This is a genomic window from Myxococcus sp. CA040A (genome assembly GCF_013336725.1).
GTDB classification, from domain to species: domain Bacteria; phylum Myxococcota; class Myxococcia; order Myxococcales; family Myxococcaceae; genus Myxococcus; species Myxococcus llanfairpwllgwyngyllgogerychwyrndrobwllllantysiliogogogochensis.
In genome coordinates, this window is the sequence record NZ_JABUMR010000009.1 from 210,122 (window position 1) to 236,158 (window position 26,037).

The 26,037-nt window shown below is 67.9% G+C and carries 18 protein-coding genes; 5 read left to right on the forward strand and 13 right to left on the reverse strand.

The features are described 5' to 3' along the window. Positions 1–369: 369 nt before the first annotated feature. Both HUA75_RS36475 and HUA75_RS36480 read left to right on the forward strand, forming a co-directional pair. Positions 370–1,956 carry a hypothetical protein gene (locus HUA75_RS36475; RefSeq protein ID WP_371746272.1) on the forward strand — a complete coding sequence of 529 codons (1,587 nt, stop codon included), beginning with the start codon at positions 370–372 and terminating at the stop codon, positions 1,954–1,956. Between the two features lie 234 nt (positions 1,957–2,190). Continuing rightward, the gene (locus HUA75_RS36480) at positions 2,191–3,459 is read left to right on the forward strand and encodes a hypothetical protein (RefSeq protein ID WP_254627950.1); all 1,269 of its coding nucleotides are present in this window, start codon (positions 2,191–2,193) and stop codon (positions 3,457–3,459) included. A gap of 112 nt (positions 3,460–3,571) precedes the next feature. Here HUA75_RS36480 and HUA75_RS36485 read toward each other — a convergent pair whose 3' ends face one another. From HUA75_RS36485 to HUA75_RS36510, 6 genes are all read right to left on the reverse strand, one after another. Next, positions 3,572–5,107 carry a hypothetical protein gene (locus HUA75_RS36485; protein ID WP_174489024.1) on the reverse strand — a complete coding sequence of 512 codons (1,536 nt, stop codon included), beginning with the start codon at positions 5,105–5,107 and terminating at the stop codon, positions 3,572–3,574. 14 nt (positions 5,108–5,121) lie between these two features. After that, positions 5,122–6,570: a hypothetical protein gene (locus tag HUA75_RS36490; protein ID WP_217446439.1), complete on the reverse strand. Its 1,449-nt coding sequence runs from the start codon at positions 6,568–6,570 to the stop codon at positions 5,122–5,124. A 314-nt stretch (positions 6,571–6,884) separates the two neighbouring features. Continuing rightward, entirely contained in the window at positions 6,885–7,445 is a 561-nt protein-coding gene (locus HUA75_RS36495; RefSeq protein WP_141643410.1) for a DUF1993 family protein, read from the reverse strand. Positions 7,446–7,698: 253 nt separating this feature from the next. Further along, the gene (locus HUA75_RS36500; protein WP_174489026.1) at positions 7,699–8,265 is read right to left on the reverse strand and encodes a hypothetical protein; all 567 of its coding nucleotides are present in this window, start codon (positions 8,263–8,265) and stop codon (positions 7,699–7,701) included. 221 nt (positions 8,266–8,486) lie between these two features. After that, entirely contained in the window at positions 8,487–8,861 is a 375-nt protein-coding gene (locus HUA75_RS36505) for a helix-turn-helix domain-containing protein (protein ID WP_254627951.1), read from the reverse strand. A gap of 162 nt (positions 8,862–9,023) precedes the next feature. Further along, positions 9,024–10,277, reverse strand: a complete 1,254-nt coding sequence (locus HUA75_RS36510) for a hypothetical protein (RefSeq protein ID WP_174489027.1) — start codon at positions 10,275–10,277, stop codon at positions 9,024–9,026. A gap of 412 nt (positions 10,278–10,689) precedes the next feature. On the opposite strand from HUA75_RS36510, the gene HUA75_RS36515 reads away from it, so the two are divergent. Continuing rightward, positions 10,690–11,640: an RNA ligase family protein gene (locus tag HUA75_RS36515; RefSeq protein WP_254627952.1), complete on the forward strand. Its 951-nt coding sequence runs from the start codon at positions 10,690–10,692 to the stop codon at positions 11,638–11,640. A gap of 154 nt (positions 11,641–11,794) precedes the next feature. Here HUA75_RS36515 and HUA75_RS36520 read toward each other — a convergent pair whose 3' ends face one another. Next, positions 11,795–12,361 carry a hypothetical protein gene (locus HUA75_RS36520; protein ID WP_174489029.1) on the reverse strand — a complete coding sequence of 189 codons (567 nt, stop codon included), beginning with the start codon at positions 12,359–12,361 and terminating at the stop codon, positions 11,795–11,797. A 447-nt stretch (positions 12,362–12,808) separates the two neighbouring features. Here HUA75_RS36520 and HUA75_RS36525 point away from each other — a divergent pair, with 447 nt between their 5' ends. Next, complete coding sequence (locus HUA75_RS36525; RefSeq protein ID WP_174489030.1) at positions 12,809–14,287, forward strand: FAD-dependent monooxygenase; 1,479 nt, start codon at positions 12,809–12,811, stop codon at positions 14,285–14,287. A 133-nt stretch (positions 14,288–14,420) separates the two neighbouring features. Here the strand turns inward: HUA75_RS36525 and HUA75_RS36530 are convergent, their stop codons facing one another. The 6 genes from HUA75_RS36530 to HUA75_RS36555 form a co-directional block, all read right to left on the reverse strand. After that, positions 14,421–15,269, reverse strand: coding sequence for a hypothetical protein (locus HUA75_RS36530; RefSeq protein WP_217446440.1), 849 nt, complete (start codon positions 15,267–15,269; stop codon positions 14,421–14,423). Positions 15,270–15,423: 154 nt separating this feature from the next. Beyond that, positions 15,424–17,220 carry a hypothetical protein gene (locus HUA75_RS36535; RefSeq protein WP_174489032.1) on the reverse strand — a complete coding sequence of 599 codons (1,797 nt, stop codon included), beginning with the start codon at positions 17,218–17,220 and terminating at the stop codon, positions 15,424–15,426. A 383-nt stretch (positions 17,221–17,603) separates the two neighbouring features. Then, positions 17,604–19,598 (reverse strand): Ig-like domain-containing protein, encoded by a 1,995-nt coding sequence (locus tag HUA75_RS36540; protein WP_371746273.1) that lies wholly within the window; start codon positions 19,596–19,598, stop codon positions 17,604–17,606. 183 nt (positions 19,599–19,781) lie between these two features. Next, positions 19,782–21,467, reverse strand: a complete 1,686-nt coding sequence (locus HUA75_RS36545; protein WP_254627953.1) for a hypothetical protein — start codon at positions 21,465–21,467, stop codon at positions 19,782–19,784. Beyond that, positions 21,464–22,279, reverse strand: coding sequence for a hypothetical protein (locus HUA75_RS36550; protein WP_174489034.1), 816 nt, complete (start codon positions 22,277–22,279; stop codon positions 21,464–21,466). Before HUA75_RS36550 ends, HUA75_RS36545 begins: the two co-directional genes overlap by 4 nt. Further along, positions 22,276–22,839, reverse strand: a complete 564-nt coding sequence (locus HUA75_RS36555; protein WP_174489035.1) for an RNA polymerase sigma factor — start codon at positions 22,837–22,839, stop codon at positions 22,276–22,278. The genes HUA75_RS36550 and HUA75_RS36555 overlap by 4 nt, the downstream gene beginning before the upstream one ends. Before the next feature lie 267 nt (positions 22,840–23,106). On the opposite strand from HUA75_RS36555, the gene HUA75_RS36560 reads away from it, so the two are divergent. Further along, positions 23,107–26,016 (forward strand): Ig-like domain-containing protein, encoded by a 2,910-nt coding sequence (locus HUA75_RS36560; protein WP_174489036.1) that lies wholly within the window; start codon positions 23,107–23,109, stop codon positions 26,014–26,016. The last annotated feature ends 21 nt before the right edge of the window (positions 26,017–26,037 follow it).

The following is a 26,037-nucleotide window of genomic DNA, read 5'->3' on the forward strand; positions in this document are numbered from 1 at the left end:
AGGGGGAGCGCTCGGTGGGAGTGTCCCGGCGGTGTTCGCGGAGCTCGAGAGCGGCGGATGGCCGCGGGGGGCCCGCGCGAAGTAAGGTGGCTGGTACACCTCTTTCCTTGCCCGCCGCTTCACGTCCATTTGGGAATCCTCAGATTCGCAGGATTGCTTCTCGTCATGGCGGCCTGTGCGCCCCGTCCCGTGCCTGTCATTCCCGCCCCTTTCTTGAGTCCCGTCGTGGTGACGGTTCCCAGGCCGCTGCTCACGGTGTTCCGCCATGAACCGGATGGGACCAGCGCTGAGTTCGGGCGGTTACCACCAGGGCCCGAAGGCTTCACCCCACCTGACACAGGCACCTGGTACGCAGAACCCTTGCTCCCCGTGCGTACCGACGCGGACGCTCGCGAAATCGCCGCCGTGTTGCGTGAGTACCGAGTGCCCGAATTGGGCTTTGGCTCGGTCGGCGTTCCAGCCCCCGGGCTGCTCGCGGCCCTTCTCCAAGGGTCCGGCGTCGTCGCGCTTCAGTTGTCTGGCACGGACTTCGGCAATGCGCACCTCGCCTCGTTGGAAAACGAGACTCGACTCGAGGCCCTGTACCTCAATGCCACCCAGGTCACCAACACGGGGCTGGCTCCTCTCAAACGAATGCGACAACTGGCGGTGCTGCGGCTGGACGAAACGTCCGTCTCGGACGCAGGCCTTGCGTCGCTCTGGGAGCACACCACCCTGCGTCGAGTATCCCTCGCCGGAACGGCCGTAACCTCCCAAGGACTTGGATTCCTCGCGAGGCAACCGGGGCTGGAGGAACTCGACCTGTCTGATACCGCAGCGGACGACGCCGTCCTCGCATTGTTGCCGGGCGCTTCGTTGCATACGCTCAACCTCAGCGGCACGAAAGTCTCGGATGCCGGTCTCCGCTGCATTGACGCCATGCCCTCCCTCAGGCGGCTGGGCCTTGCGCGTACTGCTGCCTCGAACGCCAGCCTCGTGCATGTCGGGGGGCGACGTGAACTGGAAGCCCTCCACCTGGGCAGCACGCGGGTGACGGACGCTGGGTTGCTCCACCTCGCGAAGCTGCCCGCGCTTCGTGCGCTGGTCCTCAGCAAGGCGCGAATCCGAGGCCAAGGCCTTCGCCACCTCGCAGGCAGCTCTCGACTGGAAGCGCTTCACCTCGACGACACTCTCGTGGGCGATTCAGCGCTGCGCCATCTTCGAGGACTCAATGAGTTGAGAGAGCTTGACCTCTCGCACACGCTCGTTACGGGTACGGGACTTCAAGAGTTGAGTGCCTTGGTGGCGCTCGAATCCCTTTGGCTCTCTGGGCTCGCGCTGACTGACGAGTCCTTCACGGCACTCGCGCCCCTCAGCCAACTGACGCGGCTTGCGCTCAGCCACACGCCGATTGGACTGGAAGCGCTGAACAACCTGGGGGCCCGCCCACGCCTGAGGCACTTGGACTTGAGCAAGACCCGGTTCACTGACGAATGGGTGCCCGCCATACGCCAGGCCTTTCCCGGCCTCCATTCACTGAAAGCCGAACGCACCCTCCTCACGGACGTGGGGCTGGGCCAGTTCGCGGACTTGACAGAGTTGGAGGCAATCCAAGTCGCGGGGACGCTCATCAGGGGTACCGGCCTCGCGAGCCTGCATACCCTTGCGCGACTCACGACGCTCGACCTCGGCGCGACCAGGCTGGACACAGAGGGCCAGAAAGCGCTTCAGGAATTCACAAAACTCGTCTGGCTCAGCCTCGCCGGCGGCCGCACCGGGGACGAGACACTCGGCCACCTTCCCAGTTCGCTCCGAACCCTCTATCTGACGCGCACGAAAGTCACTGACGCGGGCCTCCCGGCGCTGCACAGGCTGCCATGCCTGCGGGAACTCGACCTGCGCGGAACCGCGGTTTCCGCAGAGGCCCAGAGCGCCCTGGCAAAGGAACGCGGCATCCACCTCATCACCGGGCCGTGAGCCGATCGTGGGCCGCCCCCACCCTGTATCAGGGAAGAAGTCTCCTCGGAGGAGCCTTCCTGGGTTCTTTGTACTCAGAGTACGGATTTCGCTGGCGCGCGGGCCCCCCGTGGCTAGTCTCCGCCACGGCCAGCACCGGGTTCGTACGACTGCGCCACAGCGACGACGTGGGCGCGAAAGCGCTGGTTCGCTGCCCCCCGGCCCCTCGCAATCCCAACCAGCAGGAGTCCCTACTTGTCGACCCCGTCGCTCGAGCGATCCAACCTCCGTCCCTCTTCCGCGCTGCGCAGCCGAAGCGCGCGCGCCGCCCTTGTTCTTGCTGTCGTCATGCACCTGGCGACGGCCAGCACGGCGTTCGCCGCGCCTTCGGTCTCGAACAAGAGCCCCGCCAAGGTCGACATCCAGACGGTCGAAGTCAAAATGAAGAGCATCACCAAGAAGTTCGAGAAGTCGGACTGGAAGAACTCCAACACGCTCGACGAGATCGCGAAGATGCTCGATGACGTCGAGACCCGCATCGCTCGCATCAAGGAGAAGGACAAGGACTGGGACACCTCGAGCTTCGAGACCTTCTTCTCGGAGTCCAGCGCGAAGTGGAAGAAGGCGAGCGAGGAGGTGAACGCGACCCGCGGCGAGGCGCAGCTCGACCTGGAGCGCCGCGCCCGGTTCACGACCATCGGTGATCGCCACGGCGCCGCCATCCAGGCCGGGCTCATGGCCCTCGACGGACAGGTGCGCGGCGCGCTCGGCCATGTCCGGGAGGACATGGAGGCAATCCTCGCGCTCCCCGCCCTCGCCGAGGAGTGTGAGGACCGCCAGTACCCGACGATTCAGAAGTACTACGAGGACGAAGGGCGCGCGAAGCAGCCGAAGGTGGTCTGCGAACTCGCCGGCAACCATCAGAAGGTCGCCGAAACCTACGTGTCGCTCGCGGCGAAGGCGCGCCTCGAGGATCAGCTCAAGGTCGACCAGGAGGCGCTCACCGCACTCGAGCAGCATGGCGCGCTCTCCAGCGTCTGGCTCGCGCGCTTCAAGGATCCCGCCGCGCATGTCAGGCAGGTCGCCAGCGAGTTCGCCGAACTCACCGCCTCGGTGGGAGTGACTCTCGGCGCCGAGCACTTCAAGCCGCTCGAGGTCCAGGCGAAGAAGTTCAAGGAGGTACTGGCCGCCGCGAGCCGGGTTGATCGCTTCCCCAAGGCCTGGTCGACGAACGACGCGAAGCTCAACTTCTCCGTCTCCGGACAGGTCAAGTCCTTCGGCGGTACGCTGGCGAAGCTCCGCACCTCCGGCACGATGATGGTCGAGAAGAACGACCTCGGCATCCCGCTCGCGCAGTCGACCCGTGGCGCGGCGCTCGTGCGCGTCGCGAGCGACGGCGGGTTCTGCCGGCTCTACGACGACGTGGGCTTCTCGGGGACCTACAAGGGCGGGGGGACCTATGCCCCGCTCTCCTACTCCTCGGGCATCGAAGATGAGTTCAAGGTGACGGTCTGCTCGAAGTAGCGAGCACACCGACGACACCCGGCGATGCGGTCCGGCGCCTCGAACCGGACCGCCATTGCCCTGGTGTTTTGACAGGGGCAGCTCCACGGTCTCCACCCCCGCGACCTGAGGCTCACGGGTAGGTCTGCTTCAAGTAGATGGCGTCCTCCACCGAGGGCGGCAATTCCTTCCAGAGCCACAGATCGACCCGCGTCCCCACCAGGGACTTCTGGCGCGGCTCGCCGTCCCCATCCGAGAACACCAGCAGGAGGTCCTGGCGCGACGGAGGCACGGCAAGGGCACCGACCGCGCCGAAGGGAAGCCGGCACTCGATGTCCTGGCCTCCCTGCCGCGCCCGCCACCGGCACCGTGCGCCGCGTACGGGCCAGTCCACACGGGTCCCCCGGAAGTCCCTCCACTGGCGCAGGGACGCGTGGCCCTCCGGCTCCAGGACGACCGCGTAGTACGGACGGAGCTCCAGGTGGTCCGCGAAGACGGGACTCAAGCCAGGCCGAGCCGGCGTCACCCGGTCGTCGCCCACCTGCGCGGCCAGGTACAGCGCGTCGGCCCCCTGTGCCAGCCGCCACGTGACGGACGCATCCAAAGGACCCTCCCACGCACCCAGGCCATGGATGACATTCGAGTCGGTGAGCGCCGGGAGCGGCTGGACCGGCCCCCACGCCGCGTCGCCCGCGATGTCCCCATCCACCGTGGGCTCGGCCTTCATGGGGACGGTGTGGTAGCCCTCCTCGTACAGGAAGGCGACCCGTGACGGCGGAGCCGGCAGCACAAGGCGGTCCGGCGAGCCGATGAGGACACAGGCGCTCGAGACGATGTCGCCACCGCTCCCGCCGCCCTGGACGAAGGTCGCGCACACCGTCGTGCCCGTCAGCGCGACTCCGGTCAGGCCAGAGGACCCCAACACCTCCGCGAACTTGAGGACATGCGGAGCGCCTCCGTCCGACTGCCCCACCACGCACTCCCACACCCCCTCATCGGCCCCGAGCGCGATGCACGCCGACGCCGAGCAGGAGCCCACCGCGGACACCGGCTGCTCGCCCGCGCCCGCCGACGTGGCACAGAGCTTCGCCGCCTCCTGGAGGAAGCTCGCCGCCGGCTTTCGCCCCGTGCAGGTGGGAGGCGCCAGCGTGGGCTCGCTATTGGACGGCTCGATGGAGCAGTAGGCCTCCTGCGGCTTCGACTTCGGCTGCGGTCTCGGCTCGGGTAGGGGCGTGAGAGCCGTCGTGGGCCCGCGCTCGGTCGTCCGAGCCAGCTCCACGAGAGAGCCGTCCTTCCGGCGCTTCGAGCGCAGCACGAACGTGCGACGCGCTTCGTCCCGTCCCCGCACGTCGATGCCCCCCGCCTCGCTCGCCCGGGTGACCTTCGCGTCCTCGGTCCCAGTGAGCGCCAGGCTCCCTGTCACCGTGCCCTTCCGGTCTGTCACCACCAGGCACCAGTCCGCGGGCATGCCGGGCAGCGGGGAGTCATTGCGCAGGGCGACGCAGTAGTCCTTCTTGCAGCGCGTGTCACATGAGAGGTGTTCCCAGTCCTCGGGGTCCGTCATGCACGACACCACGTCGGACACCTCTCCCACGTCGCGGCAGGCCTCGCCCGCGGAGGCGCGCGAAGCCAGGACAACGAACCCCATCAGCGCGAAGTGCAACGCCATTCTTCGCTGTCCACTCATGGAAGCCTCGCCCGCTTCTGCTGCTCGATGGAGCGCGCCTCCTGAAGGGTCGGTGGCACCTCGCTCACGAAGTTTTCAGTCAGCAGCGGTCCCATCAGCGTCTCCTGCGTCCCGGGCTGGTCAGCGTCCGAGACCCAGACGGAGAACCACGACGGACCGGGCACCGCGGGGATGAAGAAGATGACGCCATTCGGGATGCGGCACTCGACCGCATAGCCCCCGTCCTCGGAGGCCCAGACGCACTGGGACTCGAGGGGCCAGTCGACCTCACGTCCCCTCCGGTCCCGCCACTGCCGCAGGGACACCTTCCGGTCCGCGCCCAGCAACAGCGCGTACCGGGGGGCCTCGATTCCATTGCGGCCGAAGTCGAGCTCCAGGTGGTCCGTCCCGACGGCTGGGACGCCCTGCGCCAGCGGAACCACCCGGTCGTCCCGGACACGGGCGGCGAGGAGCATGCCGTCCGCGTCATGCAGCAGCTTGAGCCGGACGGAAGAGTCCTCAGGACCGCGCCACGCGCGCTGACCGTACAGGAGGTGGGCCCGCGTCTCGGCCACCACCTCGCGAGCCTGGGCCCACGCTGGGTCATCGAGCGTCCCATCCACCCGCACCGGAGACACCGCGGGGCCCACGAAGTACACCCCGTCCGACTCCAGCGGCGAGCCCTGGTTCGGCAGCAGCAGTCGGTGAGGTGGGACCGCCGCGTAGCAAAGCTCCCGCAGGCAGGCCTCCCGGTTCGTGCAGCCCCCGTCCACATGCGCGCAGAGCGTCTCTCCCCGCACGTCCCATTGAAAGGCGTTCCCATACACGAGAGGTTGCGAGAGCCGATGGACGGGCCCCTTCACATCCACCCAGACCAGGCACCACTCGCCCGCATCCAGCGCGCCGCTCTTGACGGGCACGACCGTCAGACACCCCTGTGCGGAGCACGCGCCCTGTGGCGGCTTCTGTATCGATGCGGGGCGCTCGGGACTCGTGCAGGCGGCGCGGGCCTTGTCGACGACATCGGGGGACGGCGCCCTGCCCGTGCAGGCAAAGACCTCCTGCCGGCGACCCGGAACGGTGCAATGGCCCTCGGGCGGTGGACGCGGCGGGCCCTCGAGCGGCGGACGGAACGTGAGGGACTCCGAGGCTTGGAGCTTCCCTTCCTGGGTGCGGATGAGCCGGACATGGCCGACAGCACCACCGACGAGCACGGTCAGGTCCACCATGCCCGACGCCGACACGTCCAGGCCCGGGCGACCGAAGCTTCCGGGGCCCAGCGACCAGGAGCCGGTCACCGCTCGCGTCCGGGCATCGAGCGCGAGCACACACAGCCCGCGCTTCCCGGCCTGGAACTGCTGCTCATCCGTGCGGATGCAGAACCCCTGCGTACAGACCTCCTGGCACACGGAGCGGGGGGACGAGGGATTCGACTGACAGACCAACGTCGAGGGATTGCCGGGCACTGCGCACGGCGTCTCAGCCGCTGCGCGGGCGCCAGCGGCAACGGTGATGACCAGGGCGAGACACGCTCCTCGCCACCCTGTCTTTGGAATGCCCATGAACTGGTACCCTTGCGATGCCTGTGCCACGCCGAAGGGGGCACCTCATGGACGAGAAGCGTGGCCCTACAACCACAGCGCCGTGGTCCCGAGGCCGCAAGGCGCCTGCGGAACCTGTCGTGGACCCTGGCCTGAATGTCGAAGTGGGTTGAGACGCAGGAGTGGTTCGAGGGCGCCGAGGAGTTCGAGGGCAGCGGGCCGCGAGGGCGGAGTTCAACTCAACTCGCCCCCCAGTTGCCCAAGAAGTCGCCCATGGTGAGTCGCACGCCTTGGTTGCGCAAGATGCCGTAGGCGGTGGTGACGTGATAGAAAAAGTGAGGGATCGCGAAGGCGATCAGAAACTGGTGGCCACTGGAGCGCATCGAGCCACGGCGGTGCTCAATCACGACCTCTCGTTCGAGGCCGGCTTCGAGGTCGCCTGGTGCGAGCTCTCGCAGATACGCAATCGTCGCATCGAGCCGCTGGTGCAGCTCCGCGAAGCTCTTTGCATCGTTCGCGGCCGGCCCCCGTTGCGCGCCCAGCAACTGCGCGATCGCCAACCTGGCTCCCTCCGCGGCCCAGTGGACTTGAGCGGCGAGCGTGTACATGTGCAGGTCCGCTGGCGAGTTACTCGCATCGCCGTGCATGCGCCCTTCCGCGGAGATCCGCGCGTCCAGCAACACCGCTTCACCGCTGCCACTGGCTGCGGCATGTTCTTCGGCCTTCGCCAACTGCGCTTTCAAGTTGGTCAGTCCTCGGACAAACAGGCCAGCAGAGAGTTCGTAGGCATTCAAAGACATGGTCACCATTCACCGCGTCATGCGCCGGTGCCAACCGGTCCCGACCAGCGCGTATTGATGGACTGCGATACCTACCGCACCTTGTCCCTCGCAGCCAGCGGAGCGTACATCCAACGGGTTTCACGTCAGCGTTCGCCATACCCCGTCCCGACGCCACGCTGACGCGGCCTGCTCGCGCGACGGGAGCAGGCGTCAGGCCTGAGTCGTCCTCTCCGAACCCACTCCACATGGTTCGGGGCCTGGCCCGGCGTCGCTACAGGGCCGTGAAGAGATACGTCGACGGCCCGCTCGCGGAGGTGAGTCCCGCCTCCGTGCTACATGCCGCCAGGTCCAGGTTCAGAAAGGTCGCCACCTGCGTCACCTGCGCGCCCTGGAACAGCCCAGCCGTGATGGGCCCTTTCAGGGTAAGGACGCGTTGGCCACTCACGCTGGTTCCCACAATGGTCGTGAAATGCCAGGTACTGATTGCTCCGTTGTTCCACACAAAGGTCTGGTCACCCTCATCGGTGGCCAATAACGTCACACATGACGCCGTGGTCTCGCCCGTGAAGGTGGTCGTGAAAGAGCTCACGCCCGCGGGCAGCCCCACTCCAGTGCAAACCCCTGACAGCTCACTCCCCATGTATTGGATGAGCTTCGACGTATACGTCAATCCGGGCGAATAGGTCATCTGCGTCGTTCCGGCCGGACAGGTGATGAGCAAGAGCGCATGCGCGACGGACGGCACCGTCAACAGCCCCAGCACCGTCCCCGCCAGCAGCAAGGAACGAGGCGACGCGGAGGAGAACCGCGTTGGATGAAGCTTCAGACTGGCTTGCATTCAACCCCCCAGGGAAGAAGAGCAGTGCGCTCATTCTCGCAGCAAAGGGCCAGGAACTCCCTGCCTGCGTGGCGGCCTGTCTGCTTCTCGACGGAGGCTCTCCAGGGAGTCCTTGCTCACTCCTGACGCTCCTCCACATTCACCCGGAGAGCAGCCGCGCCATTCCTTGCGGGGTGGCTACCTCCGGAAGCGCTGGCTCTTTCGCTCGTTCTCCCGCGACCTCACTGTGACGCCCGGGCGATCTCCGTCGGACTCATGCCCAGGAAGCGGCGCAGGCAGCGAGCCATGTGGCTTGGGTGTGAGAAGCCCGCCTCCATCGCAATCTCCGTCAGGCTCTTGCGCCCTTCCATCAAGCGCAGCCGTGCGCGCTCCACGCGCCGCTCCAGCACGAACCGATGAACCGGCAGTCCCGTGGCCTGTTTGAACAGCGGCTTGAAGTGAGACAGGCTGAACCCCGCCACCCCCGCCAGTTCCGCCAGCGTCAGCTCCTCGTCCAGGTGCGCCTCGATGTATTCGACCACCTGCCGCAGCCGCCACGCCGGCAATGCATGGCGACGCCTGGGCGCCGAGTCCTCCGTGGGGACGGGAGACTGCATCCTCTCGAGTTTCAGTGGGTCCGAAGACCGCGGGGCAGGTCATCCACCTCCGTGGCGGCCCGTTGCGTCCTCTCCTCGATGCTCCCAGGCAGACACACCCGCCGGGGCCCGTGCAGGCGGCCCCGGCGGTGGGATTCGACTCTTCCGCGACGGGAGGCGGACTTACGGAGCGCGCGCCAGGTCCACGGTGAGGCAGGGCTCCATCTTCTCGGGGGTCACGAGGAAAGCCTCCTCGCGGTCCAGGTGCCGGGAGATGCCCGGCGTGGCGAAGCCAATCTGGCCGCCGCCGTCGTAGATCAGGGCCAACCAGTCATTCTGCGCCGCGGGGAATACATCCCCAGCGAAGCCGTTGCGGTTGAAATCCAACGAATAGGCGCCGTTGTCGACTTGGACGTTGTTGTTGAAGTCGAGGAAGTTGCCTGCATGGCCAAAAATATTGACGCCGTTGACGCGCACTCCGCCGATGCGGTCAAGGTCCGCTTCCGTGGTAGGCGCAATAGGCGCGAACGCAGAAGTCTCAAGGATATTCTGCTCACTGAAGGCAGCAACCCGCACACGCGAGTAGTCGAGCACGCCGCCAATGTTGTCAATGACGAACCCATGAAACTGGTATTCGTAGTTCATGATGCTCAGGTAGTTGGGCTTGTAGTTGGCACCGTCATTGCCACCGTGGTCCAGGCCGATGTTGTGTCCCAACTCGTGCATCAGGGTGCCAGCCACCGCCACGTTCGGTACGCCGCCCCAAAAGCCCAGTGACACCACGAAGTCCTGGGCAGGCAGCCCGCGCGAGATGCCGCTGGAGTTGCCCCCGTTGTATCTGTGCGCGAACAGCATGTAATGGAAGTACGGCGCGCGGCTCGCGGCGAAGTACTTGGCCTTGATCTTGTCGAAGTCGGTCCAGACAGGACTCAAGTCCAGGTCCACGTCCGCGGCGGCGATCTCCTGACTCACCACCAGGTGCAGCGTGATGCCCGTGGACCCATTCGGGTTGCTCACCGGCGCTTTGGCGAAAGCCGTGATGACGCTGTTCAGCGTGTCCTGGGTCGGCAGGAGGCCGGGAAGGTAGTCCATCTCCACGAAGATATCCTTCTTGCGCGGGTTGGCGCCGAGGGCACTCAAATCCACGCCGCCGAAGCCGAACAACTCCACGTAGTCGCTGAGGCGGTCCCCGTCCGTGTCAGCGTTGTTCGGATTGGTGCCAAACACTACCTCCACGATGTCGCAGACGCCATCCTGGTCTGTATCCAGTGAGGTCAGGAGACAGCCGAGAGGGAGCGGGAGTGGCACAGCCTCTGCGACCACCTCATCCTGGCGAGTACTGCTCTGTACCTCGTCCGGTGGAGCCACGTTGCCGCAGGCGGTCAAACCCAGGACGGACAGGGAAACTGTCAGTAGATGCCTGTAAAGCTGTGTCATACTTCTCCCCCTGCACTGAAGATTAGCATTGCGCCAATCGCCGACATCATCGCCGGATACGTCTTGAATTGGAAGAGGTATGGGGCCGATTCTGGCGGTCCCGACCCGCAAGCAAGGAATCGGCAAGCAGTTCCAAGCAAGAAAGAGATGACTTCCTTGGTGAAACCAAAACCGGGATGGCTGCGTCTACCCAAAGTTCGGCCACCGCATCAGGAGCGGGTCAAGGCCCCATACAGCGGTGCGTCAATGCCAGTGAGCAAGGCGCGCGGAGACCGGAGCGTTCCTGTGTCGGCGACGCGGAGTTGGAATCAACTCCCCTGCCGCGTCCGAATGACCGGGGCAGCGCGGCGCGGCCACTTCGGGCATTCTGCCGGGCATGGTGCCGCCTCCTTCATTTCGGACCTACGCGAAGATGCCCGCAGCGGGTCAACCGAAGTCAGCGCCCAGCCCGGGTGGCCCGTGGATCGCCCTGGAGAAGATTCATGGCGCGCAGCTCGTCATCGCCGTGCGGGCTGGACAGGTCTGGTTCGGCAAGCGAAAGGCCTGGCTGACCGAGGACGAGTCCTTCTTCGGCTGGCAGCTCATGCGGGCGCAACTGGGCTCCGCGGCCGAGCAGATGGCACAGTCGCTGGGGGCCACGACCGGCACGGTGTATTTCTACGGAGAGCTCTTCGGCGGGCACTATCCGCATCCGGAGGTGCCACCCGTGCCGGGGCTGTCCGCCGTGCAGACCGGCATCTGGTATGCCCCGGAGCTGCGCTGGTCGCCGTTCGACGTCCTGCTCGTGCGGGATGACGAAGACGAGGGCACCTTGCTGGCCCATCCGGAGCTGGAGGCCGCGGCCAAGGCAGCGGGACTCATGACGCCTCCCGTGCTTCGACGAGGGACTCGCGGCGACATGGACAGCGTCCCCACGCGGTATCCGACACGGGTTCCCGGCGTGTTGGGGCTGCCACCCATCCCCGACAACGTGGCGGAGGGGCTGGTCATCAAGAGCGAGCTGCGCGCCTCCCCCAGCACTCGTGCCTCCGTCAAACGGAAGATCGACGAGTTCAGCGAGGGCCGCTTCGACGAGAGCGAGGCGTGGAGTCCCCACCAGTCCCTCTCGCTGGAGACGCTCGAGGAGTGGGCCGCGCGACTGGTCAACCCCGCGAGGATCGCCAGCGCCCTCTCCAAGTGCGGACGCGACCAGGTCGATACGCTGCTCAACGAAGTGGTCCTCGACGTGCGGGTGGACCTGGAGCTGGCGTTTCCTCTCGCCTATCGCTCGCTCGATGCGAAGGCGGAGGACTTCCTGTCGGCCCGGATTCGCGAGCGGGCCCTGGTGCTCGTCCGGGCCGCGCTCGCGCCACACGGTAAGTGAGAACGGATGGTCCTGAGGACAGGGGCCACGGGCGTGGGGTTGCCCCCGTCGAATCGGACACGGTCAGCGGGTTGAATTCGTGAGTCGGAATTCGCGCTGGGCGCACAGCTCCGTGCGCCAATGCGCGCGAGGCGCGCACGAGAGCCCGGCGTCGCTACATGGCCGTGAAGAGATACGTCGACGTCCCGCTCGCGGAGGTGAGCCCCTCCTCCGTGCTACATGCCGCCAGGTCCAGGTTCAGCAAGGTCACCACCTGCGTCACCTGCGCGCCTTGAAACAGCCCAGACGTGATGGGCCCCTGCAGGGTGGTGACGCGTTGGCCGCCCACGCTGGTTCCCACCGTGGCCGTGAAATGCCAGGTACTCGTGGCCCCGTTGTTCCACACAAAGGTCTGGTCACCCTCGCTGGCGGTCAACAACGTCGTACATGCCGCCGTATCCTCGCCTGTGAAAGTGGTCATGAAAGAACTCACCCCCGTGGGCAGCCCCAGTCCAGTGCAAATCCCTGACAGCTCATGCCCCACGCCTTGGATGAGCCTCGGCGTATTCGTCAGTCCGGGCGAATAGGCCACCTGCGTCGTTCCGGCCGGACACGTGATGAGCAGGAGCGCGTGCGCGACGGACGGAACCATCAACAGCCCCAGCACCGTCCCCGCCAGCAGCAAGGCACGAGGCGACGCGGTGGAGAACCGTGTTGGGTGAAGTTTCAGACTGGCTTGCATTCAGCCCCCAGGGAAGAAGTGCAGCGCGCCCATGCTCGCAGCAAAGGGCCATCAAATCCCCGCCTGCATGGCGGCCTGTCTGCTTCTCGACGGGGGCCCTCCAGGTAGACCTCGCGCGTACTGACGCCCATCCACCATCACCCGGAGAGCAGCCGCGCCATCCCTGGCGGGGAGGCTACCGACGCGGCGCATACCGCATCGCCACCGAGCCAGACAAACCGGTCCCATGCAGGGGGGGCACCAAGGCCACTTCATGCAGTGCGTCAGTGCCACGCGCGAAGGCACGCGTGCGCACTTTGGGGGTCCGCGACGGGCCGCTGGAGGAGCCATGGCAGCCCTCGCCGCTCTCTCCACTGCCATCAAATGCCAGACCCCGGCGATTGCCGCAAGCCCCCCCGGTCATGCTCCACCATCACCCGTTTCACTCCAGAAGAAGGAGGCCAGGGGATGCACACGAACGTGGTGACACAACACGAGGTGGTGATTGCTGGAGGGGGCCCGACCGGGCTGATGCTGGCGGCGGAGCTGGCATTGGCGCGGGTGGACGTGGCCATCGTCGAGCGGCGCGCGAATCAGGAGGTCGCCGGCTCGCGCTCGCGCGGACTGCACGCGCGCAGCCTGGAGGTGCTGGATCAGCGCGGGGTCGTCGAGCGCTTCGTCTCGCAAGGGCAAGCAGTCCAGAACGTCGCGTTCGGGCAGACGCTTCTGGACCTCAGCGACTTCCCGACACGTCACAACCATGGACTCGCGCTCTTGCAGGAGCGCTTCGAGCACATCCTGGCGGAGTGGGTGGGCGAGCTGGCGGTGCCCATCTACCGTGGGTGCGAGGTGACGGGCTTCGCGCAGGACGACACCGGCGTCGACGTCGAGCTGTCCGACGGCCGTGCGTTGCGGGCGAAGTACCTCGTCGGGTGCGACGGGGGTCGCAGCCTCGTTCGCAAGGCTGCGGGCATCGAGTTCCCGGGGTGGGATGCGTCGATCAGCTACCTCATCGCCGAGGTCGAGATGACCGGAGCGCCGGCGTTCGGCATCCGCCGGGATGAGAAGGGCACCTACGCCATGGGCAAGCTGGAGGACGGCCGCGTGGGCGTCGTGCTGAGAGAGGAGCAGGTCGGCACGGGCGACGCGCCGACCCTCGATGGGCTGCGCGAGGGGCTCGTCGCGCTCTACGGGACGGACTACGGCCTGCGACGCGCCACGTCCCTCTCGAGGTTCACCGACATGACGCGGCAGGCGGCGTCCTACCGGGACCGACGGGTGCTCCTGGCCGGCGACGCGGCCCACGTGCACTCGCCCATGGGCGGACAGGGGCTCAACCTGGGCGTGCAGGATGCCGTGAACCTGGGGTGGAAGCTGGCCCAGGTCGTGCGCGGCGTCTCGCCAGAGAACCTGCTCGACACGTACCAGGCCGAACGGCACCCCGTCGCGGCCCGTGCACTGCGGAAGACTATGGCGCAGACCGCGCTGAGCCGCGGTGACGCGCGAATGGACGCCGTGCGCGAGACGTTGGCTGAGTTGCTGCAGATGGACGGGCCACGCAAGCAGTACGCGGCGATGATGTCGGGGCTGGACGTCCACTACGAGCTGGGCAGCGGACACCCGCTGGTCGGGCGCCGCATGCCGGACCTTGACCTGGCCACCCCCGACGGCCCCCGGCGCGTGTTCCACCTGTTGCACGACGCGCGGCCGGTGCTGCTCGACCTGGGCGAGTCCGGCACTCTCGACGTCACGCCCTGGGCGGACCGCGTTCGGAGGGTCGCTGCTCGCTACACGGGGGAGTGGGAACTCCCGGCGCTCGGCGCGGTCACTGCACCCGTTGCGGTGCTGATTCGACCGGACGGTCACGTCGCGTGGGTCGGTGAGGGCACGAACCAGGGCCTGCGTGAGGCCTTGACCCGATGGTTCGGGCCGCCGCGTACGCCGTAACGCGTTTCGCTTGCCTTAGCGGACCATGCCCGGCGGTCTGACGGCCGCTGCGGCATGGGTGCGTCAAGGCGAGTGAGCGAGGCGTGCACGGAAGAGACGACGGCGTCCCGGACACAGGGGGCCCTCGAAGGGCTCAGAAGAGGCTGACCTTCGTATACAGGCTATAGCCAGCGTCTCGTTTCATCCACATGAACCGGCGGCCTTCCCTGACCTCGTTCGCGGTGAACTGGAGCGTGTGGTCCGTCCCCTTCTCCAGGCATTCGACCAGCCAACCGCCCCCGTAGAGCGTGCAGTCCAGCGCCTCAAGAGAGGGGCTGCGGACCGCCCAGTCACTGGCTTGCGAGAGCTCTTCCCACTCCATCATCTCCCTCTGGGTCAGCTTCTTCGCATTGGCGATTCCCGTCAGACGGACGGTTTCCTGGATGGGGCCCGCCAGGAGGGCTGTGAAATCCTCGAACTTCTTCGCCTGGAGCAACTGCTGCAACTCGACGATCTTTGCGTGGACCTGATTCTTCTCCGCGTCGCTCCAGACAATCTTCTGGCCTGTCCGCCAGAGAGGGGGCTTCAGCTTCGTGGGTGCCTTGAACGTGAGCGGGACCTTCACCTGGATGTTCCCCACGTCGGAGTAGGTCTCGGCCAGCGCTCGGTCCTTGCCCACCTTCACCGTGAGCTTTTGCAGTTTGCCTTGGACCGTCTCCGCATGGCCGTCGACTTCCACCCGCAGGGTGTTCTTCCCCGGCACCACGAAGTGCTGGATGGGAAAGCCCCGCCGGAGTTCGGGCTCCATGTCCTCTTCGGGGCTGCTCACGGGATGCCGGTAGACGAGGACGTCGTTCACGAACAACCGGGGCCGCGCTTGCGGCTTGTAGGTGAACTCCACGACGAACTGGTCGGGAATCGTGCCCGCGGACTCCGACTTGAGCCGCACCTGGACCTGCGCATGCGCCGCTTCCACGAAAGCGAGACAAAACATCAGAAGCATGCGGCTCGCATTCCCTACCAACCACTGACCCGTACGCACGAACAACCTCCAGGGCTCACTCCAGCGATTGCGTCGAAGGAGCCGACCAACCGGCCTGGAGCCAAGTCTGAGACCTTCTACCATGGTGCCTGGCCCAAACGAGGCAGACAGCCATTCAGCGGTCGAGCCTGGGCCCGTCGACCCGGAAGTCGAACAAGAAATATGGAGGCACGCACGCGCCTGTTCCAGGAGCGCTGCCTGGGTAACGGCTGCAGCCATAGTCGTCGCGGCAGGGTTCGTCGACGGAACAGGTGCGCGTGGTCATGACCGCCACGAGCCCTTGTTTCTGGACGCAGTCTTCAATCGAGTCCTCCTGCGGAAAACAGACCTGCTCATAGCCGGAGACGAGCATCGGCGCGCACACCGAGGAGCCCGAGCGCGCGCCGGGCTGGGCGCACGGCACGGTGCAAAACCCGAGCGGGAACCCGTAGCGATTGGCGATGCACGGAATGGCGTCCGAGGACTGCCCCTGACACACCTCAGGTGGATCGGCGACGATCTGGTCGCCGCTCGCGCCAGGGCGGGCGACCACTCGGGCATTCTCACACGCGTCGCCGGAGGTCGGAATCGCGGACGCGCAGTACCCGACTTCGTCGTGATGACTGTCGCGGCACTTGAGCCCGGTCTGGCACGTCCAGTCCGCGAAGGTTGGATCTCCGAGACCACAATGTGAGCCGTAGAAGCCGGCGGAGGTGGGGTGTTCGGGAAACGGTCGCGGCTCAGCGAACGCCGTCCCATCCGCCACGCTCGCGAGCATCCGTGCCCGCCAGCCGAGCTCCTCATGCAGGTGCGGCGAGACGCCGACCGCGAGGGCGTTGAACGTCTGGTTCGAGTCGCGCTCCTCGCCGGGGAGGTGAAAGCCCGCCACGGACCGGCTTTGATGGCAGCCTGTACACGTGAAGCCGTCGAGCCGTCTCAGCAGGCCCCGCGGGGAGCGAACCAGCTTCGCCTTGGCATAGGGGAGTTCGGCGAAAACACGCGAGTCGATCTCTGCCTTGAAGAGGGAGCTGAAGACGCGATTGGCGGGCCTGGAGAGCCCTCGGGGGCTCACCGAGATGGCCCGCGTGGCCAGGAACCGGTCCGGAATGACGGAGCGCCCGGCGTCGATGTCCATGAAGCTCTTCACCATCCAGTCCGTCAGCGCCTTGCGCTCCGCCGGATTGAGGTCCGCCCGAGGCGTGTTGAGGAGCGGCCGTGGGATGAGGCGATTCGCTTTCACGTCGAAGGCCCTGAGGACGTACTCCGCGTGGTCGTCCGCCTCGGGGGTTCCCGGCCCGTGCAGATTCTGGAAGTTCGTCTCGAGGCGGCTCATGGGCGGCAGTTGGGTCACCATCCGCCCCACCGCGACGGTTCGCTCGGAGGCGCTCACCGGCAGCTCGCGCCACTGTCTGGCAATCGCCCCGCAGCTCGCGCCCGGTCCCATGGGCAACGGCCGGATGACGTTGATGGTCATTGGCAGGCGGACGACGGGCCGGCCTTTCGGCTGGAGTGAGAGGCGATAGATCAACCGGAACTGGCCACACTCCTTGGGCGTCGAAAAGCGCATGTCGAGCCGGTTGACCACGCCCACCAGTTGGAAGCGCGCGTGGGGCGAGCGCAACCACTTCGGATCGAAGACGTAGTTCAGGCGCTGGGTGTCGAGCGGGAACTGGCTGAAGGCGACGCCGTCCCGACTGGACAGCTCGGCAAGGTCGCGCTCGATGACCGAGACGAAGGACGCATACCGTGGAGAAGTGAGGAGGCTCTGCGCGTCCTCGGCCGGAGCGCCCAGCTGCTGACCGAAGGCCAGCCCCTGCCGCTCCAGGAGGATCAGCTCCGCGGGGTCAGAGAGGAGCAGCGCGGGTTCGCGAGCGGGCGAAGGAGGCACTCGCGCGGCGGGCGCGGGCGAAGGAGGCACTTGCGCGACGGGCACGGGCGAGGGAGGCACTTGCGCGGCGCGCGGTTGGCTTGCCGTGGAGCTCGGAGCGCGGGCTGGAGGGCGATCCTGCGGTTCGCTCGAACAGGCTGCGCATATGAATGCAAGCGTGGTCGCGATAGCGCGCGATCCGGAGAGGCGTGCTCTGGACTGGTTCGGTTGCATCGCCGCACCTTTCGATTGTCCTGGGGAAGTGGGCGTGATCCGGTTCGATGGACAGGTTGACGACGCCGCTGCTCTTTCGAACCCGGCCGGTGCAGCGTAGCCGATTGCCGAGGGCATGCGCTGTGCACCGTCCTTCTTCACCAACCCCCATGTGCCTGCCCTCCTGCTACCAGCGCGCAGCAGGAGGGCAGATTTCTTCCCGACCCAACCAGGCGCTAGAAACCGACGGCCTGGAGGCCGGCGCCCATCTCACCCGGGCTCTCTCCGCGTGTCTTCGTATCGCCGAGCCCGAGCTGGCCATAGTCGTTGTCACCCCAGCACTTGACGTCGCCATCGTCGAGGGTGACACAGGTGTGGGTGCCAGTCGTGAGTGACGTCGCGGTTCGGCCCGTACCGAGGTTGACCGGAGGCAGCGCGTCGCCCATTTGAGCTGGGAGCTGACCGCGGTTCTTCGAATCGCCGAGTCCGAGCCGGCCACTCTCGTTGGAACCCCAGCACTTGACGGAGCCGTCATCGAGGAGCGCACACGTGTAGAATGCACCCAAGGAGAGCGCCTTCGCGGTCCGCCCCGTGCCGAGGTTCACCGGGGGCAGCGCGGCAGCCATCTCCCCGGGACCGTCTCCTCGGGGCTCCGTATCGCCGAGCCCGAGCTGGCCATATTCGTTGTAACCCCAGCACTTGACGGAGCCGTCATCGAGAAGCGCACACGTGGAATAGCCACCAGCGGCGATGGCCCGCGCGGTCCGCCCCGCGCCGAGCTCCACCCGGGGCAGCGCGTCGCCCATCTCGTCCGGGTCATCTCCCCGGTCTTCCGTATCGCCGAGCCCGAGCTGGCCAAAGACGTTGTAACCCCAGCACTTGACGGTGTCATCGTCGAGGAGCGCGCAGGTGTGACCAGAACCCGCGGCGAGCGCCTTCGCGGTCCGCCCCGCGCCGAGGTCCACCGGCGGCAACGCATCTCCCATCTCCCCCGGGCCATCTCCGCGGTTCCTCACATCGCCGAGCCCGAGCTGGGCACGGTCGCTGTCACCCCAGCACTTGACCGTGTCATCGTCGAGGATTGCACACGTGTAATCACTGCCATTGGCGGCGAGAGCCTTCGCGGTCCGCCCCGTGCCGAGGTCCACCGGCGGCAGTGCCTCATCCATCCCTCCAGGAACAGCTCCTCGGCTCTGCGTATCCCCGAGCCCGAGCATGCCAGCGATGTTCCTCCCCCAGCACTTGACCGCGCCACTCTCGAGGAGCGCACAGGTGTAGTAGGCACCGAGGTGGAGCGACGTCACCTTCTGACCCGCACCGAGGCGGACGAATGGGAGCAGGTCGCCCATCTCACCTGGGCCGTCCCCGCGGTTGGCCGCATCCTCGAGCCCGAGCTGACCATATTCGTTGAAGCCCCAGCACTTGACACGTCCGTCCTGGAAGACCGCGCAGGTGTGCAGCGGCCCGGCGACAACCGAGTTCGGAACATCGTCACGGACGCGCACGGCGACCGAGCCGGTCGCGGTCGTGCCGTGAATGTCGGACACCTGGTACTCGAAGCTGGCTGCGCCCGCGAACCCGGGCGTCGGTGTGAACTTCACCTCGTCGCCGACGAGTTCAACCGTGCCGTGGTCCGCGCTCGCGACCTGGCTCACCGTCAGCCCATCACCCTCCACATCGCTGTCATTGGCGAGGAGCTTCGCCACCGAGAGGGTCAGCCCGCCATTCATTCGGGTGACGGCCGAATCGGCGGTGGCAACGGGAGCGTCATTCACGGATTGGACGGTGACGGTCACCGTCGAAGTGCTGGTGTTCGTCCCATCGCTGACCGTGTAACCGAACGTCGCCGTCCCGAAGAAGTTCGCCTCCGGGGTGAAGGCGACATTGCCGCCCGCCAGCGTCACGGTGCCCTGGGTCGCGTTGCCAACGACGGTGACAGCGAGTGAGTCGCCGTCCGCGTCGGTGTCGTTGGCGACGAGCGTGGTAGCCGGGATGACCACGGCGGTGTCCTCGTCGGTCCTCACCCTGTCCGCCACCGCGACCGGGGCCTTGTTTGCCGGAGGAGTCGGCGGTGGCTTCTCCCCTCCTCCTCCTCCACACGCGGCGAGGACCCAGGAGCCAAGAAGGACGGCGCACCGGATGTCAGGGAAGAATCCCGGGGGGCAGGCGAACCGCGACAGCCACCGCGCGGAAGAACGACTCAGAGACAGACGACCAAGCTGATGTTTCACCAGTTCCCCTCATGGAAAGACGCACCACCCCTCGCGAAGAACCCCAACGGGATGCTGCCCCCCCATAACGGGGCCTGGCGACGCAGGTCGCAGAGCCAGACGCTCAATTCAACGAGATGGCCTCATCCGAGGAGTCACCAGGTCCCGGAGGGAGGGAACGTCGGACCGTGTGCGCGGGACGCATCAGAACACGCCCGCGAGCCCCAGCGCGGCACCCTCCGGGCCCAGCGCGGCCACGGGCAGGGACTGCGTGTCGGGCCACAGGAGCAGCAACGCGCCGCTCAGCACCGCGAGGCCTCCCGCGCCATAGAGCAGGCCGCCGGTGGTGTTGAGGTCGTGGATGCGGCCGTTGCGCCGGGCGACCTCCTGCTGCGGCAGGCCCGAGGTGATGCCGTCGCGCTGGCTCTTCGCCTCCAGCGTGGCCCATGCGCCAGCACCTAGGGAGAGTGTCCCGAGTGTGAGCGCACCCCACCCCAGCGGCTTCCTCCAGCTCCATGGGCCACCCCCGTCCGGCTCCACCAGCGTGAGCGGGGGCGGCCGTGGCTCGAAGCCCGCCACGAAGTCGCGTCCGAATGGCAGGGTGAAGATGTGCTGGAAGGCCGCGTGCGCCGCGCCGCGCGAGGCCACGCGGGGCGCCTCGGCGGACAGGGACTCCAGGTGGACGACGTCCTGGGTGGTGGGCAGCAGGTACTCAGCTTCGTCCTCCACGCGCCTCAGGAAGACAGGGCCGCGCGGGGGCGGGCGCAAGAGGCGCAGGGGCTGACCGGCGGCATTGTGGAACTCCGCCAGCCGCACACCATTGGCGTCCTCCAGCAGGTAGTGCGCGCCCCGGGAGCCATCGACCTCGAGGCGACGCTCCAGCCCGGCCCGAAGGTCCACGAGCTGCTCGGAGCCCTTTGGCGGGCGAGCGTGAACCTGGGGACGGAAGCGCTCGTTGGGGATGGCCGCGTTGGCGCGCTCCACGAAGGCGGCGATCTCCCGGTAGCTCACCTGCCCGTCACCGTCCGCATCCGCCGCGCCGAACAAGCCCGAGCGCACCTCGTGGTTGAAGATGCCCGCCTCGAAGGCCTCCCACTCGTGGCTCTCCCGGGCGGAGGACGTGGACAGCAACAGACCCACGTTGTCCGCCAGCGCCAGGCCCACCGCGCGGGTGAAGCCCGCGGGCAGGGGGCGACGCTGGCCGCCCGGGGCGCGGCTGTAGGCGAGGAAGTACGAGTAGCAGGCGTCGACGATGAGGTGGACGCGGTCCGCGCCGAGGCGGTCCACCACGTCGGTGGCGAGCATCCGGCCCGTGAGTGGCCCGTCCTCGAGGCTCACGTAGCCCTCGCCTTCGCGCACGTTGCCGTGGCCGGCGTAGATGACATAGGCCACGGTCTCCACGCCGCGCCTGCGCGCGAGCGAGATGTCCTCACCCAGCTTCTTCACAGCGGAGGAGAGCTCGGCGTGGTTCGGGTCCAGCGCCTCCGCTGAAGCCTGCGGGTGCAGCCGGCGCGTGTTGTCGTCCAGACGCGCCAGGAGGTACGTGCGCGCGCCGAGCATCCGGAAGAGGTCGAGATAGCGCGCGGCGTCGTCGTCCGCGAACCGCAGCGTCGGCGCATCCGGTTCGTGTCCCCGGTTGACGCCGATGACGAGCGCGAAGGCAGCGGTGTGCGGTGGTGCAGGTGCCCCGGTTGTATGGGGTGACGCGGGCGAGGTGGCGGTGTGTGGTAGCGCGGGCGCGGCGGCCGGGGGCTGCGATGTGTGTTCCCCGGTCGCGGGCGGTGGCGCGAGCACGGAGGCCGTGTGCGTCGGCGCAGTCACTACGGACAGAGGCATGGCGCCCACAGCGCCCGTGGCCAGCAAGGTCAGGAGCGAAGCGGCGGCTTTCATGGGGCAACCTGGAGTGTCATCGAGGTGGTATCCGCCCCCGCGGGGAGTCTCGACTCCAGCGGTCCAGCCGCGAGCAGGGCCTCCAGCTGCTTCACTGTGAGCGGCGAGTCCAGGAAGACAGCGTGGAGGGTGAGGAGGCCCGGCGCCAGCGGATGAGAGATGGCCTCGGGCAGCTCTCGCAAGTCACCACCAGGGGGAATCGGGAGGGCGGAGGGGTCGCTGGCCGGGTCGGTCCAGCTCGGGTGGTACCAGTAGACGTGGCCCGCGGCGTCGCGGGCGAAGACCATGAGGTAGCGGTGGCCATCGGGATTGCGGAAGGCGAAGGCCAGCTCCTGGTCGGGCTTCAGCGTGGGGCCGAGGAGCGACGTGTGCCCTCCGGGCTCCACCGCATAGGCCAGGAGCCGCGCGTCCCCGCCTCGCGTCCCCACGCTCCGCGCCGTGAAACCATCATCGCCAGTCGTCCCCACGCGAGGAAGACCGAGCACGAGCAGCCCCAGGCAGGCCATCGCGACGGGGACGAGGAGCCAGGGGCCGCGGCGAGCAGCGCCGTCTGAGCCGAGGACGAGGGCGAGCAGGGGCCATCGGCTCGGAAACGGGGACGCCGGGTCGTCCAGGCCGAGCCCCCGCGCCAGCCGCGTCTTCGCCTCCGGAGCCCGAGGATCCAACCGGGCGAGGAGGAGTCGGCGCTCGTAATGCTCGCGGCACCTGTCACAGTCCGGGAGATGGGTCCGCAGGCGCCGCTCATCCGGGGGCGAGCCGCGGCCAGAGAAGTGGCGGTCGACAAGGGAGAGGAAGTCACAGGTGGAAGTCATCGTGCCTCCGGGGTGAGGAGGAACTTCTCCAGGAGCCGGCGGACCCGCAGCTCCTGATAGGCGAGAGTGGTGCGGTGCATCCCCAGGGCGGTCGCGGCCTCCCGCTGGCTGAGGTGCCGCACGAAGCGAGCCTCGAAGACGGGCGCCCACTTCGCCGGGAGCCGCTCGCGGCGGAAGCGCTCCACCAGGAGGTCCGCATCGAGCTCCAACTCCGGGGGTGCGGGAGGCTCCACGTCACGGGGCTCGGCGGCGAGCTGAGCCAGGGCGGCCCCCTCCCGCTGCCGCCTGCGCACGCGGTCCACCGCGAGGTTGCGGGAGAGGGTGTGGAGCCACGCGGATAGCGAGCCTCCCTTGAAGGAGCGCCGCGCGGACTCGTCGGACATGAGCCGGAGGAAGACGTCGTGGACCACTGTCTCCGCGTCCACCGCCGGCAGGACGCGGGCGGCGGCCCGGTACACGGTGTCGAAATGCTCGCGATAGCACGCGTTCAGCACCGGGCGGTCCCCGGCGTGGAACAGAGACAGCCACCGGCGTGCCTCATCCGGGACGCCGTCGCTCATGAGTCCTGCCTCAAAGGGGGTTGCCGGGTCCACGCAAGGCCCAACGTCCGGTGCCGAGGAGTTGGACGAATCGATTTTTCTCCCGGGGGCATCCCAACCGATACGGACTGTAGGCGGAATGCAGGCCCCAAAAAATTCGGGCGCGGCTTCATGGGGGTGGGTGAGACGGGCGAGGTCCTCGAGTTCCAGCGTGGGCAAAGCGCCCGGCACGCTCGGGAAGGTAGAAGACTTCGTCCACCTCCGACCCGCCCGGCGTTGGAACCGCATATGACCTACCGCGCCCTCGTCCTCACCCTGGCTCTCGGTGCCACACTGACCGGGGGCTGTGTCTCCGAAATCCAGGAGGCGGGCCTCCCCTGCCCCTGCTCAGTGGGCTGGACCTGCTGTGAGGGGGAGTGCAGGCCCGGCGCCGGTCCTCAGGACTGCGGTGAGACGGGCGGGTCGAACCCGCCCCCTCTCCCGCCCCCGCCGGACACGCAGGCGCCCGAAGCCCCCAGCCTGGACAGCGCGCTGTCCGGCACTCCGACGAACCAGTTGCAGGTGACGCTCGCGGGCAGCAGCGAGCCGCTCGCCACGGTGCGCGTGTACTCGCAGCCCGGCTGCGGTGTCGCGCAGGTGGCCCAGGCGGTGGCGGACAGCGCGGGGGGCGTGCGCGTGGACGTGGGGCTCGCGGAGAACGCGACGCGAACCTTCTGGGCGACAGCGACCGACGCGGCTGGGAATGCCTCGCTGTGCTCCGCGCGGGGGCTCGCCATCGAGCACGACAGCGTGGCGCCCGCCGTGCCCGTGTGGGAGGGGGTGATGCCGGCCTCGCCCTCGCCGGTCGCCACGCCCACCTTCAGCGGCTCGGCCGAGCCCGGCAGCCTGGTGCGGCTGTTCACGGACGCCGCCTGTACCCTGGCGTCCGCATTCGAGCAGCGTGTGGATACGGCGGGGCGCTTCGCCATCTGGACGAATCTGGCACCGAACGCCGAGGTGGCGTTCTCGGCGCGTGCCTTCGACGCCGCCGGAAATGCCTCGGCGTGCACGGGCAGCGCACTCGCCTACCGCCACGACGATATCCCCCCGGTCGCCCCACAACTCACCGCCCTCACGCCGGCCTCACCCTCGCGCAATCGCGCGACGCAGTGGGAGGGCACGGCGGAGCCCGGCTCGCTCGTGGAGATGTTTGGTGAGGCCAGTTGCGCCGAGCCGGTGCCACCTCGGCTGACCGGCGGCAGCGCCGGCACGTGGTCCTTCCCTCTACAGGTCGAGGCGAACCTGGTCTCGCGGCGCTGGTCACGCGCGGTGGATGCCGCGGGCAACCGCTCGGAGTGCATGTTGCTGGGCAGCTTCGAGCACGACGACATCCCTCCCCCGGCGGTGTGGCTCATCAACACCGAACCCCTCTCACCCAACAATCACACCCGGACACCCGTGGTCGTGGGCCGGGGTCCGCCGGGAACGACGGTGTGGCTGCACGGGGGTATCGCGCCCGTGCGGACCGTGGTGGACGCGAACGGAAATCTGCGCGCACAACTCGAGGTCGGCGAGGGCACCCACTTCATCCATGCGCAGAGTGTCGACGCCGCGGGCAACGAGACCTACGCCCAGGGCTCGCGCATCTACGTCTACGACACCCAGAAGCCCGCACCGCCCTCGCAAGTACGGCACGCGGGGCTCTCGCCCGCGCTCGGCGCGCAAGGAGTGAACGTGTATGGCACCACCGAGCCCGAGGCCACCGTGCATCTGTACCTGGCTCCCGACTGCACCGGCCAGAGCGTGGGGACGGGAACGCTGTCGCCGCCCAACTCCTCGTCGCTCAGCGCGCCGCACTGGTTCACCGCGTACTCGGGGGTGCTGCCCCTGGGCACCACGGCCTTCGGAGTCACTGCCACGGACGCGGCGGGCAACACCTCGGCGTGCGCCGCCGCGGGGCAATCCTTTCAGCGCGTGGAGGCGGGACCCGCATGGCGGCCACGAGCGGGACTTGCTTTCAACAACACGAGCAGCTTCGCGACAGGGGAGCAGGGCGAAATCTTCGCCCTCACCACGACCTACGTGACGGTGGGCAGCGGCGGGCGAGTGGAGCTGCGCGTCCACCAACGCGCGAGCGACGAGGAGGGAGCGGCGTGGAGCAGCCCGCACGTGCTCACCCTCCAGGCCCGGCGCTACGACACCTCCTCTCTCGTGACGAATGCCCGCGGGGACGCCGCGGTGGTCTGGCAGGAGGGCGAGTCCCTGGGCCCCGTGCGCCTCGCCCGCTTCGACTCCCTGCTGCAAACGTGGTCCGAGCCCGTGCAACTGACGGCGGAGGGCGCGTCAGGGGGCGAAGCGCGGGCGGCCCTGGACCCACAGGGCAACGCCGTGGCCTGCTGGAGCTCCCCAGCACCGGAGCGCCAGCTGCTATGTGCCCGCGTGCCCCGGGGAGAATCGCCAGGTGCTCCCGCGCTCATCGGCCCGCTCTACACGCCTTACGCGCGCTCCCTGGTGTTGCTCGCGGATGGGCGCGCGCTGCTCTCCTGGCAGCGCACCGAGGGGAGGGACGGCCCCGTCGTCACGACAACACACCTGCTGGGCGCGGATGGGACATGGGGCACCGCGCCGGCGCCGCTGCCGGAGGGCACCTTCCTCCTGGGTGGCGCGCCGGACGGGCGCGCCTGGGCCACCTGGAGCGACGCGCAGGGCACGTGGCTGCGACGCTTCGACGAGAGAAACGACGACTGGACGGAGCCGGAGCTCGTCGCGCCCGTGAGCCTCACGCGGCTGCAGGTCGCGCTGGGCGGCGAGGTGGAGACCGTGCTCGGAATCACCGCCAATAACGTCGTGGCCAGCACCCGCGCGGCCGGCCAGCGCTGGGAGCCGCACAGCGTACCCCTGCCGGCCGGGACGTCATTGAGTGGCAACTCCATCGAGCTGGTGACGACCGCCGAGGGCGAGGGCTGGGTCTTCTACGAGCACGAGAAGTACGGGCCCTACTGGAGTGGAGGGGGAAGCTTCGACTGGCAGCGCGCCGCCGTCTACGCACGCCGCTTTCGGCACGAAGCCGGCTGGGAGGAGGAGCAGTTGCAGGAGGTCGAACCCACGCACCACGTCGGCATCATGGCCGCGCTAGGTCGCAAGGACGGCCGCGTCCATCTCTTCTGGTTCTACCTGGCCGACTCGATCTTCTACCGAAGCATGCGCACCTTCCGCTGAGCTCCACACCACGGGCGAATC